Annotated in this window: 14 protein-coding genes and 1 pseudogene; 8 read left to right on the plus strand and 7 right to left on the minus strand. The window is 64.8% G+C overall.

The features are described from left to right. Positions 1–9: 9 nt before the first annotated feature. On the plus strand, positions 10–972 hold the full coding sequence (locus FIU28_RS13590) for an MBL fold metallo-hydrolase (RefSeq protein ID WP_143573704.1): 963 nt from the start codon (positions 10–12) through the stop codon (positions 970–972). 50 nt (positions 973–1,022) lie between these two features. Here the strand turns inward: FIU28_RS13590 and accC are convergent, their stop codons facing one another. The 6 genes from accC to FIU28_RS13620 form a co-directional block, all read right to left on the minus strand. Further along, on the minus strand, positions 1,023–2,372 hold the full coding sequence (accC, locus tag FIU28_RS13595; protein ID WP_143573706.1) for an acetyl-CoA carboxylase biotin carboxylase subunit: 1,350 nt from the start codon (positions 2,370–2,372) through the stop codon (positions 1,023–1,025). A 155-nt stretch (positions 2,373–2,527) separates the two neighbouring features. Continuing rightward, entirely contained in the window at positions 2,528–3,016 is a 489-nt protein-coding gene (gene accB / locus FIU28_RS13600) for an acetyl-CoA carboxylase biotin carboxyl carrier protein (RefSeq protein ID WP_143573708.1), read from the minus strand. Between the two features lie 35 nt (positions 3,017–3,051). Further along, complete coding sequence (aroQ, locus tag FIU28_RS13605) at positions 3,052–3,507, minus strand: type II 3-dehydroquinate dehydratase (RefSeq protein WP_143573709.1); 456 nt, start codon at positions 3,505–3,507, stop codon at positions 3,052–3,054. Positions 3,508–3,760: 253 nt separating this feature from the next. Then, on the minus strand, positions 3,761–4,078 hold the full coding sequence (locus FIU28_RS13610) for a hypothetical protein (protein WP_143573711.1): 318 nt from the start codon (positions 4,076–4,078) through the stop codon (positions 3,761–3,763). Between the two features lie 147 nt (positions 4,079–4,225). Then, entirely contained in the window at positions 4,226–4,444 is a 219-nt protein-coding gene (locus tag FIU28_RS13615; protein WP_143573712.1) for a DUF6894 family protein, read from the minus strand. Between the two features lie 340 nt (positions 4,445–4,784). After that, the gene (locus FIU28_RS13620; RefSeq protein ID WP_143573714.1) at positions 4,785–5,552 is read right to left on the minus strand and encodes a DsbA family protein; all 768 of its coding nucleotides are present in this window, start codon (positions 5,550–5,552) and stop codon (positions 4,785–4,787) included. A gap of 575 nt (positions 5,553–6,127) precedes the next feature. Here FIU28_RS13620 and FIU28_RS13625 point away from each other — a divergent pair. The 7 genes and pseudogenes from FIU28_RS13625 to FIU28_RS13655 all read left to right on the plus strand — a co-directional run bounded on the left by FIU28_RS13625 (position 6,128) and on the right by FIU28_RS13655 (position 13,723). After that, entirely contained in the window at positions 6,128–6,955 is an 828-nt protein-coding gene (locus tag FIU28_RS13625) for a sugar phosphate isomerase/epimerase family protein (RefSeq protein WP_143573715.1), read from the plus strand. Positions 6,956–7,017: 62 nt separating this feature from the next. Next, the gene (locus FIU28_RS13630; protein ID WP_143573717.1) at positions 7,018–8,655 is read left to right on the plus strand and encodes an ABC transporter substrate-binding protein; all 1,638 of its coding nucleotides are present in this window, start codon (positions 7,018–7,020) and stop codon (positions 8,653–8,655) included. Between the two features lie 3 nt (positions 8,656–8,658). Then, a complete protein-coding gene (locus tag FIU28_RS13635; protein WP_143573718.1) occupies positions 8,659–9,642 on the plus strand; it encodes an ABC transporter ATP-binding protein in 984 nt (327 codons plus the stop codon). Beyond that, positions 9,639–10,632: pseudogene (locus tag FIU28_RS13640) on the plus strand (ABC transporter ATP-binding protein). The gene FIU28_RS13635 and the pseudogene FIU28_RS13640 overlap by 4 nt, the downstream one beginning before the upstream one ends. Continuing rightward, complete coding sequence (locus tag FIU28_RS13645; RefSeq protein ID WP_168202945.1) at positions 10,632–11,567, plus strand: ABC transporter permease; 936 nt, start codon at positions 10,632–10,634, stop codon at positions 11,565–11,567. Before FIU28_RS13640 ends, FIU28_RS13645 begins: the two are co-directional and overlap by 1 nt. Before the next feature lies 1 nt (position 11,568). Further along, positions 11,569–12,435, plus strand: coding sequence for an ABC transporter permease (locus FIU28_RS13650; protein ID WP_143573720.1), 867 nt, complete (start codon positions 11,569–11,571; stop codon positions 12,433–12,435). Between the two features lie 19 nt (positions 12,436–12,454). After that, positions 12,455–13,723 carry an alkaline phosphatase family protein gene (locus FIU28_RS13655; protein ID WP_143573721.1) on the plus strand — a complete coding sequence of 423 codons (1,269 nt, stop codon included), beginning with the start codon at positions 12,455–12,457 and terminating at the stop codon, positions 13,721–13,723. Positions 13,724–13,792: 69 nt separating this feature from the next. On the opposite strand, the gene FIU28_RS13660 is transcribed toward FIU28_RS13655, so the two are convergent. Further along, positions 13,793–15,208, minus strand: a complete 1,416-nt coding sequence (locus tag FIU28_RS13660) for a M48 family metalloprotease (protein WP_143573723.1) — start codon at positions 15,206–15,208, stop codon at positions 13,793–13,795. Positions 15,209–15,233: the final 25 nt, after the last annotated feature.

Below are 15,233 nucleotides of genomic sequence, written 5' to 3' on the forward strand. Positions count from 1 at the left end.
GAACGACCCATGACGATCAACCGCCGTGCCCTCCTGAAACTCTCCATGCTGGGAGCTGTTGCCGGCAATCTCGCGATACCTGCTGCGATGGCGCAGCCCGTCGTCGCCCCCGCCGCCAAGAAGCGCGCGCGCTGGATCTGCCTGGGCACCAAGGGCGGTCCGCGCGTCGGTCTCGGCCGGTCCAATCCGGCCAACGTCCTGATCGTCGATAACGTGCCTTACGTCGTCGATTGCGGTCCCGGCGTCAGCAAGCGTCTGGTCGAAGCCAAGGTGGCGCTGCCCGACGTGCGCTACGTGTTCGTGACCCATCTGCATTCCGACCATGTGCTGGAATACGGCAACATGGTCTATGGCGGCTGGTCGGCCGGCCTCAATCACAAGGTCGAGGCGTTCGCGCCGGCCGGCATGGAAGCGCTGACCAAGGCCTATTGGGAAAGCATCAAGTTCGACGTCGATACCCGCATCATCGACGAGAGCAAGCCGGATCCGCGCAAGCTGCTGGTCGCCAAGGACATCGTCGAGAACGGCCTGGTCATGAGCAACGACAAGGTCAAGGTGACCGCCTTCCGCACGCCGCATCCGCCGATCAACGACAACTTCGCCTATCGCTTCGAGACGCCGGATGGCGTGATCGTCTACGCCTGCGACACCGCTTACAATCCGGGACTGGCGAAGTTCGCCGAGGGTGCGGATCTGCTGGTGCACGAGGCGCTCTACGTGCCGGGCGTCGATGCGATGGTTGCCCGCGTCAAGAATGCCGCGACGCTGAAGGAGCATCTGCTGGCGTCGCACACCACGACGGAAGATGTCGGTCGGATCGCCAAAGAGGCCGGCGTCAAGAAGCTGCTGATGACCCACTTCGTGCCGGGCGACGATCCGTCGATCACCGACGAAATGTGGGCGGAAGGCGCACGCAAGCACTATTCAGGGCCGATCGTGGTCGGCCGCGATCTGATGGAAATCGAACTGTAAAACGAACCGCCACGAAGTGGACGCGGGGCAACCCCCGCGTCCGGAACGCATCAGCTAGGCGGCTTGCCCGCCAGATACTGCTCGAGCCAGTGAATGTGATAGTCGCCGTCGATGATGTCGGTCTCGCGCGCCAGCGCGCGGAACAGCGGCAGTGTGGTTTCGATGCCCTCGACCACGATCTCGTCGAGCGCGCGGCGCAGCCGCATCAGGCATTCCGGCCGGTTCTTGCCGCGCACGATCAGCTTGCCGACCAGCGAGTCGTAATAAGGCGGGATCACATAACCCTGGTACACGGCGGAATCGATGCGGACGCCGAGGCCGCCGGGCGGGTGATATTGCGTGATCTTGCCGGGCGAGGGCCGGAAGGTCTGCGGGTTCTCGGCATTGATGCGGCACTCGATCGAGTGGCCGTTGATGATGACTTCTTCCTGGGTGCAGGGCAGGTCGCCGCCGGCGGCGATGCGGATCTGCTCCAGAACCAGATCGATGTCGGTAATCATCTCGGTGACGGGATGCTCGACCTGGATCCGGGTGTTCATCTCGATGAAGTAGAACTCGCCGTCCTCGTAGAGGAATTCGATGGTGCCGACGCCGAGATACTGCATCTCCTGCATCGCCTTGGCGCAGGTCTCGCCGATCTTGGCACGCGCGGCGGCAGTGAGGATCGGGGACGGTCCTTCTTCCCAGATCTTCTGGTGGCGGCGCTGCAGCGAGCAGTCGCGTTCGCCGAGATGGATGGCGCCGCCGCGGCCGTCGCCCAGCACCTGGATCTCGATGTGGCGCGGCTTCTGCAGATATTTTTCGAGATAGACCGAGGCGTCGCCAAACGCCGCCTTGGCTTCCGTCGCCGCGGTCGACAGCGCCAGCATCAGGTCGGCTTCGGTCTGCGCCACCTTCATGCCGCGACCGCCGCCGCCGGAGGCCGCCTTGACCAGCACCGGGAAGCCGATCTCGCGGGCGATCGCCATCGCGTCGTCTTCGGGGCCGACGCCGCCCTCGGAGCCGGGCACCACGGGGATGCCGAGCCGTTTCGCGGTTTTCTTGGCTTCGATCTTGTCGCCCATCAGCCGGATATGCTCGGACTTCGGGCCGATGAAGTGCAAATTATGGTCTTTGAGAATTTCCGCAAAGCGCGCGTTCTCCGACAGGAATCCGTAGCCGGGATGCACGGCGTCGGCACCGGTGATCTCGCAGGCCGCCAGCAGCGAAGGAATGTTGAGATAGCTGTCCTTGGACGACGGCGGGCCGATGCAGACGCTCTCGTCGGCCAGGCGCACATGCATCGCGTCGGCATCCGCCGTGGAGTGCACCGCCACGGTGGCGATGCCGAGTTCCTTGCAGGCCCGCAGGATGCGCAGCGCGATCTCGCCACGGTTGGCAATCAGGATTTTCTCGAACATGTCAGTCTTGCTCCGTCGTCATCCCCGCCGAAACGCGATTGTTTCGGCTGGAGGTGCGCGCTGTTGCGCGCCTCGCAGGATGGCCGCATGCGCATGGCTCTCATCCTTCGAGGCTCGCTCAATTGGGCGAGCACCTCAGGATGACGGCTGCGTTGTTACTCGATGATGACCAGCGGCTCGCCGAATTCGACGGGCGCGCCGTCTTCGACCAGGATCTGCGTGACCGTGCCGGCGCGCGGCGCCGGGATCTGGTTCATCGTCTTCATGGCCTCGATGATGACCAGGGTCTGCCCGACGGCGACCTTGGTACCGACCTCGATGAACGGCCGGGCGCCGGGCTCCGAGGCCCAATACACCGTACCAACCATTGGCGAGGGGACCGCACCGGGATGTTTGGCGGTTTCCACCGGAGCGGCGGCGACGGCCACCGGAGCCGGGGCATATTGCGGCGCCGGCTGGTACTGCGCCGGCATCGCCGCGTTGACGCTGATACTGCGGGCTACGCGGACGCGCAGGCCGGCGCGTTCAACCTCTATCTCGGTCAAATTGGTTTCGTCGAGCAGCAGCGCCAGTTCCCGGATCATCGCGCTGTCATTGCTGGCGGTCGAAGTCGCAGTGGAAGTTTCGTCAGGCTTGCGGGCCATGGGTGCAATCCAAATTCAAGAAGGTGAGAGGAACGTCAGGCAATCGCCGTGGCGCCGATTTTCGCGGCCAGGCCGCTGATGGCGAGGCGATAGCCTTCGATGCCGAAGCCGCACAGGCTGGCAAAGGCGGCGCGAGCGGTGAACGAGTGGTGGCGGAAATTTTCACGGGCGTGGACGTTGCTGACGTGGACTTCGACGGTCGGAATTTGCACGCCGACCAGAGCGTCGTGCAGCGCGATCGAGGTGTGCGAATAGCCGCCGGCATTGATGACGATGCCGACCGCGCCATTTTTGCGGGCCTCGTGGATGAAGTCGATCAGTTCGCCCTCGTGGTTCGACTGCCGGCAATCCGCCGACAGGCCGTAGCGCGCGGCTGCCTCGACGCAGAGTCTCTCGACATCCGCCAGCGTGGCGTGGCCATAGGTTTCCGGCTCGCGGATTCCCAGCAGATTGAGGTTGGGGCCGTTGAGCACGTAAACAATTTTTGCCATCAGGGTGTCCCGGCAGGCGCACAAGCGCGAACGTCCCGGTTTATAAGTAGAGTTGGGGGCGAGGGGAAGCCTGAACGAGCCCAGTTCCCCCAGCCAAATACCTCATTGCGTTCAGAAAAACCAATCGCAGACCGGATGTCGGCAGGCGTTAGGGGCCTTCAAGGCTTAACCGTGGCCGTCCGTCCGTCGCTTCCGGCCCGAACGACCTGACGTTATCGACGATCATACGGCCGTTTTTCGGGCCGCTAAGATCTCACTTGCCGCCCGGCAATACGTCGCTGGCGCGCACGTCGCCATTGTCGCGCTGCACCTTGTCGTCGGACGCGACGGGCTTGATGCCGGCGCCGGCTTCCGGGGGAGCAGAGGTGTCGGTGGCCTCGTCGCGGTTGACCGGGGTTGCTCGCTCGACGGGGGCGGCGGGATCCGCCGATGGAATCGTCTCAGCCGCCGCTGCCGCTGGGGCACTGCTGGGTAGCGTCGTGCCCGAACCGCTTGCCGGGGTTTGCGCCTGCATCGGAGCACTGGCGGCCATTATAACGGCGGCGACAGCGATAAGGAGCCTGTGATTCATGGGCAGTCCTGTGATGAGAAGCGGTCGAGCGGCGCCGCTGCAGAAGGGCAGGCCGGTCCACCGATCAAGTCGGCGTTAGGAATAAATTAATATTCGCGCGGCCGTGATTTGGCGTCCCCTGTTCGTTCCAGAAGAACAAACCTGGTCTCAGGCTTTGCCTTCGCAGCTGATCGGTGTCTGGTAGACCTCGGTGCCGGAATCGTCGATCACCACAACGTTCCGCGCGCTCTCGCTGACAACGTCCGTCGCGATCTGCTTGGCGATGTCGTTGGCGACGGTCATGGCCTGATCGGCGTCGTGCAGCTCCTGGCCAATGGGATCTTCGAGCCGGTAATCGTCGACGATTTCGAAATGATACTTGGGCATGCGCGTCCTCCGCAGGGGTAATGCGGGCCACGCGCGGAATGTTCCGGGTGGATCTGCGGACAGTTCGGCGGAACGATTCCCGGCAATTGCGACTTGCACCGACGAAATTTTAGAGTGCGGGCGATGACGGCGTTGCTGGAAAAGATTGTTCTCAGGTTTACCGAAGCTCCGCTGGTAGCAGGCACACGCCGCGTTGCCGACGCGCCGGCAACGGCAACCGACCGGTCGGTCACGGTCAGGAACTCGGATACGAAAACCAGCTGATCGCTGCATCGTGCAGCCCCACGAAAAAACCGGCCGCAGAGCAGCCGGTTTCTGTTGAAGACTACGCGTTGCCGGTTCAGCACATCGCCTTGCCGCAGCGCGCATTGCTGATTTTTTCCTTCAGCGCGTCGATGCCGACCGCTCCGATCACGACCTGCTTGCCGATCACATAGCTCGGCGTGCCGTTCATGCCCATCGATTCGGCGAGCTTGAAGTTCTCCTCGATCGTGGCGCGAACTTCCGGGCTTGAGAAATCCTTCTCCAGCCGGGCCATGTCGAGTCCGGCTTCCTTGGCCGCCGCCATCGAGCGGGCCTTGTCGGCCTGGCCGCGACCGCCGAGCAGCTTCTGGTGGAAGTCGAGGTACTTCTTGCCGGTCGGGTCCTGCATGCGGACGGCGACGGCGACCTGCGCGGCCTCGACCGAGCCCGGTCCGAGCACCGGGAACTCCTTCAGCACGACCTTGAGCTTCGGATCGTCCTTCATGATCTCGACCATGTCGGTCATGGCCTTCTTGCAGTAACCGCAATTGTAATCGAAGAACTCGACGAAGGTGACGTCGCCGTCCTTGTTGCCGACGGTGACGCCGCGCGGCGAATTGAAGATCAGATTGGCGTTGGCGGTCACGGCCGCGGCGTGCTTCTCGGCCTCGGCAGCAGCCTGCCGCTTGGTCAGCTCGGCGGAGACTTCCTCGAGGATTTCGGGATGCGTCAGCAGATAGTCCTTCATGATCTTCTGGATTTCGCCGCGCTGGGCGTCGTTGAAGCTCTGCGCCGAGGCCACGGCCGGCGCGCCGCACAAAGCGAGCGCCAGGGCGGCGGGGGCAAGAAAGCGGAACGAAAACATGGAAAAATTCCTTTGGGGCAAAGCGAGCCAGGATGCTGGCGGATATCCAGAGAGCTATTTAGCATTTTGCAGACGAAATACGCTCGATTTGTGAACAGGCGACGGACGCCATCGCCGCAAATCCCCGTGATCCGCCGGTCTCTGGGCAGTCCGCCCGTGCGCGGGCCGTCCGCGGCCAAGCGGCAGCGTCTTAACCTGCAGCCGCATCACCTGCCAACGGGCGATTCGCCCGTCATGGCCGGTCGCCGGTCGCGCGTTGCGGTGAGGGCTGCTTTTGGAAATCGAGAACATTCCAGACTGGCGGACTGCCTTCAAGGTCTTCAACGGCAATTTGCTGCCGCTACCCCAGGCTGAGTGGAGAAAATATCGAGGCACGTTCCCATGTTGCATGCACCTGGTTTTCGCCGTCGAAGCGATCGTCGCTGTCGCGGCCCGATGGTTTCGCCGCCGGTTTCGCGGCAATGCGACGGTGAGCGCAAGATCAACAAGGTGACACGTTGAATTCATGAGGTCGTCACGTCGCGAGACTAGCTACTGCGTCGAGAGATGCAGTGAGATTTGGTTCGAGGACATTCATGATCGCAAAATCAGATCTGCCAGTTGTTGGCGCCGCGCTGTCGATGGCAACGCTTGCCATTCATCGCGACTGGATTCTCGAGAAGCAGCGCGATCTGGAGATCCAGGACTTTTTCAGAAGCGAAACACTGGATGGCGATTGGCGTGCGGTGGCCGATGGTGTTCGTCGCCTGCTTGACGGCTATACTGGCCGGCTCGGCATGCACGGTCCGTTCTGGGGTTTCAAGATCGACAGCCAGGACCCTCTGATTCGCGCCGTCGTCACCAAAAGGCTGCTGCAGGGGCTCGATGCCTGCGAGGCGATCGGGGCGACGCAGATGGTGATCCATTCGCCGTTCACGACCTGGGACTACAATAATCTGGATATCAATCCCGGTGCGCGCGAGGCTCTAGCCGAACGCGTGCATCAGACTCTCAGGGACGTGGTGCAACGCGCCGAAGGCATCGGTTGCGAGCTGGTGATCGAGAACATCGAGGACATCGACCCGATGGCGCGCGTGCTGCTGGCCCGGAGTTTCGACAGCGCCGCCGTTCGTGTCTCGATCGACACCGGGCACGCGTACTACGCGCACGTGTCCACCGGCGCGCCGCCGGTCGATTATTATGTCGATGCCGCCGGTGCAGATCTTGCCCACGTGCACATCCAGGATGCCGACGGCTATTCGGATCGTCACTGGTTGCCGGGCGACGGCACCTTGAACTGGAACGCTGTGTTCAAGGCGCTCGGCCGCCTGTCGCACCGGCCGCGACTGCTGATCGAGGTCAAGGACCAGGCCAATATTCGGCGCGGCGCCGCGCATCTGGAGGCGCTCGGTCTCGCTTTGTAGGCTGATCCTGTCGTCGTCCCTGTCTGTTCGTCTGTTTTTGTCCGATGCCAAAGGAACGCATCATGATTCGTCCCAACCGCCGTTCGATTCTCAGCCTTGGCGCCGCCGCCGCCGGTGCATTCATCCTGCCGCGTATCTCGATTGCGCAGGCCGATAACCGTCCGTCGATCACCATCGCCGTACAGAAGGTTGCCAATTCCAACACGCTCGACGTGCTGCGCGAGCAGTCCAATGTCGGCGAGCGGGTGTTCTTCTCCTCGCTGTGGGAAGCGCTGATCGGCAAGGACTGGCGCGGCGATCTCGGCATCACGCCCGGACTCGCCACAGAATGGCGCCGCATCGACGACCAGATCGTCGAGTTGAAACTTCGCCAGGGCGTCAAGTTCCACAACGGCGACGAGATGACCGCCGACGATGTGGTGTTCAGCTTCAGCCGCGAGCGCATGTTCGCCAACACCGAAGCCAAGAACCGCAGCACCATCCGCGCCAGCGAACAGATCCCGACGCCGCGGCCCGGCAAGGAATTGCCCGGCGATCTGCCGGCAGTAGCGCGCCGAATCTGGCCCGACTTGATTCGCGTCGAGGCGATCGACAAGTACACTGTGCGTTTCATTAATGCGACGCCCGACGTCACGCTGGAAGGCCGGCTGTCGCGGTCCGGATCCAACATCATGAGCCGTCGCGGCTGGGACGATGCGGCGAGCTATCTCGATTGGGCGCGCAAGCCGATCACCACCGGACCCTACATGGTGGCGGAGTACAGACCCGACGTATCGCTGACGCTGGTGGCGCATGACGAATACTGGGGCGGTCGCCCGCCGATCAAGCAGATCCGCTTTGTCGAGGTCCCAGAAGTGTCGAGCCGGGTGAACGGACTGGTGTCCGGCCAGTACCAGTTCGCCTGCGATATTCCACCGGACCAGATTGCCGGCATCGAAAAGAACGCCGGCTTCGAGGTGCAGGGCGGCACCATCGCCAACCACCGCCTCACGGTGTTCGACAAGAACCATGCGCAACTGGCCAATCCGCTGGTGCGCCGCGCTTTCACCCATGCGATCGACCGGCAGGCGATCGTCGATAGCCTGTGGGCCGGCCGCACCCGGGTGCCGAACGGGTTGCAGTGGGAATTCTACGGCGACATGTTCCATGCCGACTGGACAGTCCCGGAATACAACCCGAAGCTGGCGCAGGATCTGCTGAAGCAGGCCAACTACAAAGGCGACCCGATCCCGTACCGGCTGCTCAACAACTACTACACTAACCAGGTGCCGACCTCGCAGGTGCTGGTGGAAATGTGGAAGGCCGTCGGCCTCAACGTCCAGATCGAGACCAAGGAAAACTGGACCCAGATCATGGAGCGTACGCCGACGCGCGCGGTGCGCGACTGGTCGAATTCGGGGCCGTTCAACGATCCGGTGTCGTCGATCGTGGCTCAGCACGGTCCAAATGGACAGCAGCAGCAGATCGGCGAGTACGCTAACGTCGAAGCCAATGCGCTGTGCGAATTACTGGAGACCTCGACCGATCGCCCGAAGCGCCGCCTTGCGTTCCGCCGCATGCTCGAAATTCTCGAGCGCGAAGATCCCGCCTATACGGTGCTGCACCAGAACGCCACCTTCACCGCGAAGCCGAAATCCATCAAATGGAAGGCCTCTCCGGCCTTTGCGATGGATTTCCGTCCCGGCAATTTCGGGAGCTGAGCGATGCAGCCGCTGATCGCGATCGATGCGCTGACCGTCGCCTTCAGGGGCGTGAAGGTGCTGGACGGCGTCAGCCTTGAAGTGCGTCGCGGCGAGGCCATTGGTCTCGTCGGCGAGTCCGGCTCCGGCAAGTCGGTGACCTGGCTGGCGGCGCTCGGCCTGCTGCCGAACACCGCCACCGTAAGTGGCAGCGTTAAACTGGAAGGCGCCGAACTTGTCGGCGCATCGCCCGCCGCCCTGGCCAAGGTCCGCGGCGGCAAGGTCGCCATGATCTTTCAGGATCCGGCGAGTGCCCTCAATCCGGTGCTCAGCATCCGCCGGCAGATCAGCGAAACCCTTGCGCTGCATGGCGGCTTGTCGGGAACGGCGATCCACGCCGAAGCCAAACGGCTGCTCGATCTGGTCGGTATTCCCGATGCGGAACGCAGGTTGTCGGCCTATCCGCATGAATTCTCCGGCGGCCAGAGCCAGCGCATCATGATCGCCATGGCGCTGGCGGGGAATCCCGATCTGCTGATCGCCGACGAGCCGACGACGGCGCTGGACGCGACGATCCAGGCGCAGATCCTCGAATTGATCTGGCGCGTGCGCCGCGAGACCGGCATGGCCATCGTGCTGATCAGCCATGATCTCGGCGTGGTGGCGGAAAACTGCGACCGCGTCGCCGTGATGTATGCCGGGCGCATCGTCGAGGAAGCGCCGGCGGCGGAGCTATTCGACGATCCCCTTCATCCTTATGCCGCGGGCCTCGTCGGATCGCTGCCGACCATGGACGGCCCGCGGCGCCGGCTGACGGCTATCGCCGGCACCGTGCCTGATCCCAAGGCCATGCCGCCGGGCTGTGCGTTCGCGCCGCGCTGCGGTTTGGCCGGCGCCGCGTGCCGGACCACGCCGCCGCTTCGTGTGATCGGCGACAACCGGCGGATCGCCTGTGTCACTGACCGGTACGCGGCCGCGACCATTCGTTTCGGCCAGGCTGCCGAATGACGCCGTTGGTGAGTGTCGACGGACTGGTGCGCAGCTATCGCATGAAGGCCGGCATGTTCGGTCATGCGCGTGAGGTTCGTGCGGTCGACGGGGTGAGCTTTGCCATCGGTCGCGGCAAAACACTTGGCCTGGTCGGAGAATCCGGCTCGGGCAAAATCGACCACCGGGCGGCTGGTGCTCGGTCTGGAGAACCCCGATGCGGGAGCGGTCGGTTTTGACGGCGCGCCGCTGGCGGCCGTGGACAGCGCGGCGTGGCGAACGTCTCGGGCGCGCATGCAGATGATCTTCCAGAATCCGCTCGGTGCCCTCGACCGGTTGCTGCCGATTGCCACCCAATTGCGTGAGCCGCTCGATGTCCACCGCATCGGCGACGCGGCATCGCGCACCGCGCGGGTTGCGGATCTGATGCGCAGGGTCGGATTGTCCCGCGACATCGGACAGCGTTATCCGCACGAATTGTCGGGCGGGCAAAGGCAGCGTGCCGTGCTGGCGCGCGCATTGACGACCAAACCGGATTTTCTGGTCTGCGACGAGCCGGTCAGTGCGCTGGACGTCTCGATCCAGGCTCAGGTGGTCAATCTACTGGCCGATCTGCAAGCCGAGTTGAATCTGACCATGCTGTTCATCAGCCATGATTTGCGGGTGGTGCGCCAGATCAGCGAACGGGTCGCGGTGATGTATCTCGGGCGCGTGGTCGAACTCGGCGACGCCGACGATCTGTTCGCCTCGCCGCAGCACCCGTACACGCGTGCGCTGGTGTCGGCCTCGCCGACGCCGGGACGGCGCAAGACCGAGCGTATCGTGCTGTCGGGCGAGCCGCCGAATCCTGCGGCGAAACCTGCCGGTTGCAGTTTCCACCCGCGCTGCCCGGTCGTATTCGCGCGCTGTCGCGTCGAAGCGCCGGACCTCGCCGAGGTCGCGCCTGGCCGCAGCGTGGCCTGCCATCTGGTCGTGCCGGGGGCGCCTGCTGGCGCCGGAGTGATCCACTGATGGCCCGCTATTTCGCGATCCGGCTGTTGCGGGCGCTGATCACCATCGTGCTGGTCGTCACCTTCGTGTTCGTGGTGTTGCGGATGTCCGGCGACCCGGCGCTGATCATTCTCGGTCCGGAGGCGCCGCCCGAAGTGATCGCAGCGTTCCGCAAGGCGTGGGGATTGGACGATCCGATCTGGGTTCAATACATCCATTATTTCGGCGCCATCGCCCAGGGCGAGTTGGGGCGCTCGATGCGCGACGGCCGTTCGGCGATCGAACTGGTGCTGGAGCGCATTCCCGCCACGCTGGCGCTGACGATCCCGGCATTGCTTATCAAGCTCGCGATCGGCATTCCCGCCGGAATTTCCGCCGCGCTGCATCGCGGCAGCTGGATCGATCGCGTGGTGATGGTCAGCGCCGTCATCGGCTTCACCGTTCCGAGCTTCGTGCTCGGCCTGGTGCTGGTGCTGATCTTTGCCGTGCAGCTCGGCTGGCTGCCGTCGGGCGGACAGGAAAGCTGGCGGCACGCGATCCTGCCGATCGCCACGCTCGGAATTGGCGGCGCGGCGGTGTTGGCGCGCTTCACCCGCAGCGCCATGCTCGAAGTGCTGGGTCATTCCTACATCCGCACCGCTTCGGCCAAGGGCCTGTCGTGGCGCACAGTGGTGCTGTCGCATGCTTTGCCCAACGCGGCGATTCCGACGGTTACCATCGTCGGCTTCATGGTCGGCAGCCTGATCGCAGGCGCCGTGGTGGTCGAGAGTGTGTTTTCATGGCCCGGGGTAGGGCGACTGCTCGTCGTAGCGGTCGCCAACCGCGATCTCGCCGTCGTGCAATGCATCCTGCTGCTGGTCGCCGCCACCATGGTGACGTCCAACATGATCGTCGATTTCCTCTACGGCTTCCTCGACCCGCGGCTGCGCAGCCCTCAAGCAGCCGGAGCGCATTGAAATGGCGGATCTGTCGCTCCCCGAGGAACGCACGGCGAAGCCGGGGATGGCGTGGCCGAAAATTCCGGCTGCAGTGGTGATCGCCATTGTCTGGCTGGTCGCCATGCTGGCGGTGGGGCTGCTGGCCGATACGCTGGCGCCCTATGGCATGACCAAGATGGACCTACGCAATCGTCTGGCGCCGCCCGGCCATACGCTGCACTGGCTGGGCACCGATGAGCTCGGCCGCGATGTGCTGTCGCGCCTGATGTATTCGATCCGCATCTCCCTGTTGATCGCCTTCGGGGCGACCGCGATCTCCGCCGTGGTCGGCACGCTGCTGGGATTCCTCGCCGCGCATTTTCGCGGGTTCGTGGAGCAGGCGGTGCTGATGCTGGCCGACTTTCAGGCCAGCATGCCGTTTCTGATTCTCGCGCTGGCCGTGCTTGCTTTCTTCGGTACCTCGTTGCCGCTGCTGATCGGGCTGATGGGTTGCTACGGCTGGGAGCGCTATGCGCGTATCGCCCGCGGCCTGGCGATCTCCGCCAACAAGCAGGGCTATGCCGCCGCGGTCCGGCAGCTCGGCGCGACGCCGTCGCGGATCTATCTGCGCCATATTCTGCCCAACATCGTCTCCACGCTGATCGTGTCGATGACCCTGGTGTTTCCCGAAGTCATCCTGCTGGAATCCGGCCTGTCGTTCCTCGGCCTCGGCGTGCAGCCGCCGATGACCAGCCTCGGCAACATGGTCGGCTATGGTCGCGACTATGTCGGCAGCGCGCCGTGGATCATGCTGGCGCCAGCGGTGACCATCACGCTGACCACGCTGGCGGTGTCGCTTATCGGCGACTGGCTGCGCGACCGCCTCGATCCCACGCTCGACGACTAGCTCGTAAAGGACCCCCCCCATGTCACACCCGATCGTGGTCACGATGATCTGCGATGGTCACCGGCCGGATTTCGTCTCCGAGGCGACGACGCCGCAGATGGCCAGGTTGCGCCAGGCAGGCACCTGGTTCGCAGACCACCGCGGGATTTTCCCCTCGGCGACGCGGGCGTCGTCAGCGTCGATCGCTACCGGCTGCTGGCCGGTCTCGCACGGACTCCGCGGCAATTCGGTCGCATTGCCGAGCGCCGGCGGTCATCACGTGCACGACGCCGGCATGCCGGAATTTTTCGACACCTATCGCCAGCATTTCGGCCGGCTGCTGATGCGGCCGTCGCTGTCGGCACGGGTGAGCGGCCTGCACGGCGCGCTGCTGTGTTCCAACGTCTCGCCGGGCGCGGCCTGGTTTCACGATGCCGACGGCCATGCTGAATTGTATCACCGCGAGCTGAGCTACCGGCCGGGCAGGGAGCCGTTGCCGGCGATCGACGCGCCGGCGGGCGCCAAAGGGGACGCCGTGCTCACCGAACAATTTATCACGACGCTGCTGGAGCGGCCGCCTTCGGTGGCGACGTTGTGGCTGTCCGAACCCGACAAGACCATGCACGCCTTTCCGCTCGGCTCGCCGCAGCATCTGGCGGCTTTGCGCGTGGTGGATGGCCATGTCGGCGCGGTGGCTGAAGCCGTCGAACGGCTACGCGATCGCGGCCACGAGGTGCTGCTGATGGTCGGCTCCGACCATGGCCATGAATCGGTCACCGAGACCGTGCCGGTCGAACGGCGGTTGTTCGAAGCGGGCTTCAAGGCCGAGTTGGAGAGCCCGGACGTGGTCGTAGCCTGCCAGGGAACGTCGGCCTTCATCCATTTCGGCGGCGACGCGCTGGCGCGGCGCGACGAAGTGGCCGACTGGCTCGGCCAGCAATCCTGGGCCGGGCGGATCATGCGCGGCGAAGACCTCGCCGCCCTTGGGCAGATTCCAGCCTCCGACGTTCTCGCCCTCGACATGGCGAAGTCGCCGGGCAGCAATCGCAACGGCGTGCCCGGGCTGACCGCGATGGCGGTACGCTTCTCCGAAACCGAGGATGCGGTGCGCCGCGATTGCGGCATGCATGGCGGGCTCGGCCGCTACGAGACAAATCCCACGCTGATCGCCGTCGGCAACGGCTTTGCTGCGGGCAGCGTGGTGACGATGCAAAGCCGCATCATCGACCTCGCCCCCACCGCCTTGCGGCACCTCGGCCTGCCGCAAGACGGTCTCGACGGCGTGGCGCTTGTTGCTTCCCCGGGGTGACACGAAGCGCGAGGATGCTGGAAGGTTGCGGCGCAAGGGCAGGCCGTTACGCGGCCCCGGCGTCCGACTTCAATCCTTCGATCCCGGCCCCTTCGCCGCGATAATATCGTCGGCCTTGACCCAGCCGGGGGAGCCGATGGCAAAGCGCGACTTGGCGCGCGAGGCGAGATCCCGCGCGGTCTTGTTGTCGCCGCGCAGGAACGCGGCTTGCGCCGAGGCGAGGTCCGCCTCGGCGTAATCCCCCTTGCGGCCATAGGCCAGCGCGAGCTGGACATAGCCGCTCGGCGCCTCGCTCTCGCGGGCCACCGCGGCGCGCAGGATCCGGATCGCCTCGTCGAGGCTGGCCTTGTTGTCGGAGGCCACCATCGCCTGCCCGAGCAGCATCTCGATCAGCGGCGCGTTGTTCGAGAGCTGCACGGCGCGGCGCAGCGGCGCCACCGCCTCGGCCGGCTTACCGCCTTCGAGCAGCGCCTGGCCCTTCAGTTCATGGAAATAGGCGTTGGCTGGCTGCACGGCGAGCAATCCATCGACCTGCGCCACGGCGTCGCGCAGGTCGCCGTGACGGTAGGTGGCAATCGCCCGGGCGTAGCGCGCGGGCAAAGTGGTGTCGGACGGCGGGTAGCGCCGCATCACGGTGTCGCGCTGCTCCATGAAGCCCGCGGTCTTGGCGCGCATCAGGTCATGACGAAGCTGCAGCGCCGGGTCGTCCTTCTTGTCCCAGTACGGGCTGGTCCTGGCGAACTCCTCGAGGGCGGCGACGCGTTCCCGCGGCATCGGGTGCGACTGCTGGTAGGGGTCGGCGCCGCGCGCGGCGAACAGGCTGTCGCTGGAGAACCGCTGGAAGGTCTCCCACATGCCCTTCGGCGACTGCTGGGTGGCGGTCAGGTACTTGACGCCGGCGCGGTCGGCGTTCTCTTCCTGCTGTCGGACATAGGACAGCATGGTGCTCTGGAACAGCGCCTGCGGGGCGCTCAGTGCCGCCGCGCCGATATTGCTGGCGCTCGAGCCGCCGCCGGCGTTGCTGCGCGAGCCCGCCACCATCGCGCCGACGCCGAGCAGCATCGCCACGATCATCGAGGTCTGGGCCTGCGCCATCTGCTGCCGCATCTTCGACAGGTGGCCGCCGGCAAGATGGCCGGTCTCGTGCGCCAGCACGCCGATCAGCTGGTTCGGCGTCTGCGATTGCATCAGCGCGCCGTAATTGACGAAGATGCGGCGGCCGTCGGCGACAAAGGCATTAAAGGTGCCGTTGTTGATGATGACGACCTGGATATTCTGCTTTTCGAGCCCGGCGGCGCGCAGGATCGGACGGGTATATTCGCGCAGCAGCTGCTCGATCTCGGCGTCGCGCAGCAGCGGTGGGCCGCGGTTCTGCGCGGACGCCGCAACCGGCACGACCAGCAGCGCCGCTGCCGCGCCCAGCGCGGTCAGCTTGGAGAGGATCCGGGACACGGCCCGGAAGGGCCTTCGCAGGTCTTTCATCATCGGCCGGGTTCGGATACGCGAGAGG

Origin of the sequence: Tardiphaga sp. vice154 (genome assembly GCF_007018645.1) — a bacterium.
Lineage (GTDB): Bacteria > Pseudomonadota > Alphaproteobacteria > Rhizobiales > Xanthobacteraceae > Tardiphaga.

What these genes read in the sequence shown, in the direction of transcription:
- FIU28_RS13590 (WP_143573704.1), top strand. Translation starts at nt 10, where the DNA reads ATGACGATCAACCGCCGTGCCCTCCTGAAACTCTCCATGCTGGGAGCT.
- accC (WP_143573706.1), bottom strand. Translation starts at nt 2,372, where the DNA reads ATGTTCGAGAAAATCCTGATTGCCAACCGTGGCGAGATCGCGCTGCGC.
- accB (WP_143573708.1), bottom strand. Translation starts at nt 3,016, where the DNA reads ATGGCCCGCAAGCCTGACGAAACTTCCACTGCGACTTCGACCGCCAGC.
- aroQ (WP_143573709.1), bottom strand. Translation starts at nt 3,507, where the DNA reads ATGGCAAAAATTGTTTACGTGCTCAACGGCCCCAACCTCAATCTGCTG.
- FIU28_RS13610 (WP_143573711.1), bottom strand. Translation starts at nt 4,078, where the DNA reads ATGAATCACAGGCTCCTTATCGCTGTCGCCGCCGTTATAATGGCCGCC.
- FIU28_RS13615 (WP_143573712.1), bottom strand. Translation starts at nt 4,444, where the DNA reads ATGCCCAAGTATCATTTCGAAATCGTCGACGATTACCGGCTCGAAGAT.
- FIU28_RS13620 (WP_143573714.1), bottom strand. Translation starts at nt 5,552, where the DNA reads ATGTTTTCGTTCCGCTTTCTTGCCCCCGCCGCCCTGGCGCTCGCTTTG.
- FIU28_RS13625 (WP_143573715.1), top strand. Translation starts at nt 6,128, where the DNA reads ATGATCGCAAAATCAGATCTGCCAGTTGTTGGCGCCGCGCTGTCGATG.
- FIU28_RS13630 (WP_143573717.1), top strand. Translation starts at nt 7,018, where the DNA reads ATGATTCGTCCCAACCGCCGTTCGATTCTCAGCCTTGGCGCCGCCGCC.
- FIU28_RS13635 (WP_143573718.1), top strand. Translation starts at nt 8,659, where the DNA reads ATGCAGCCGCTGATCGCGATCGATGCGCTGACCGTCGCCTTCAGGGGC.
- FIU28_RS13645 (WP_168202945.1), top strand. Translation starts at nt 10,632, where the DNA reads ATGGCCCGCTATTTCGCGATCCGGCTGTTGCGGGCGCTGATCACCATC.
- FIU28_RS13650 (WP_143573720.1), top strand. Translation starts at nt 11,569, where the DNA reads ATGGCGGATCTGTCGCTCCCCGAGGAACGCACGGCGAAGCCGGGGATG.
- FIU28_RS13655 (WP_143573721.1), top strand. Translation starts at nt 12,455, where the DNA reads ATGTCACACCCGATCGTGGTCACGATGATCTGCGATGGTCACCGGCCG.
- FIU28_RS13660 (WP_143573723.1), bottom strand. Translation starts at nt 15,208, where the DNA reads ATGATGAAAGACCTGCGAAGGCCCTTCCGGGCCGTGTCCCGGATCCTC.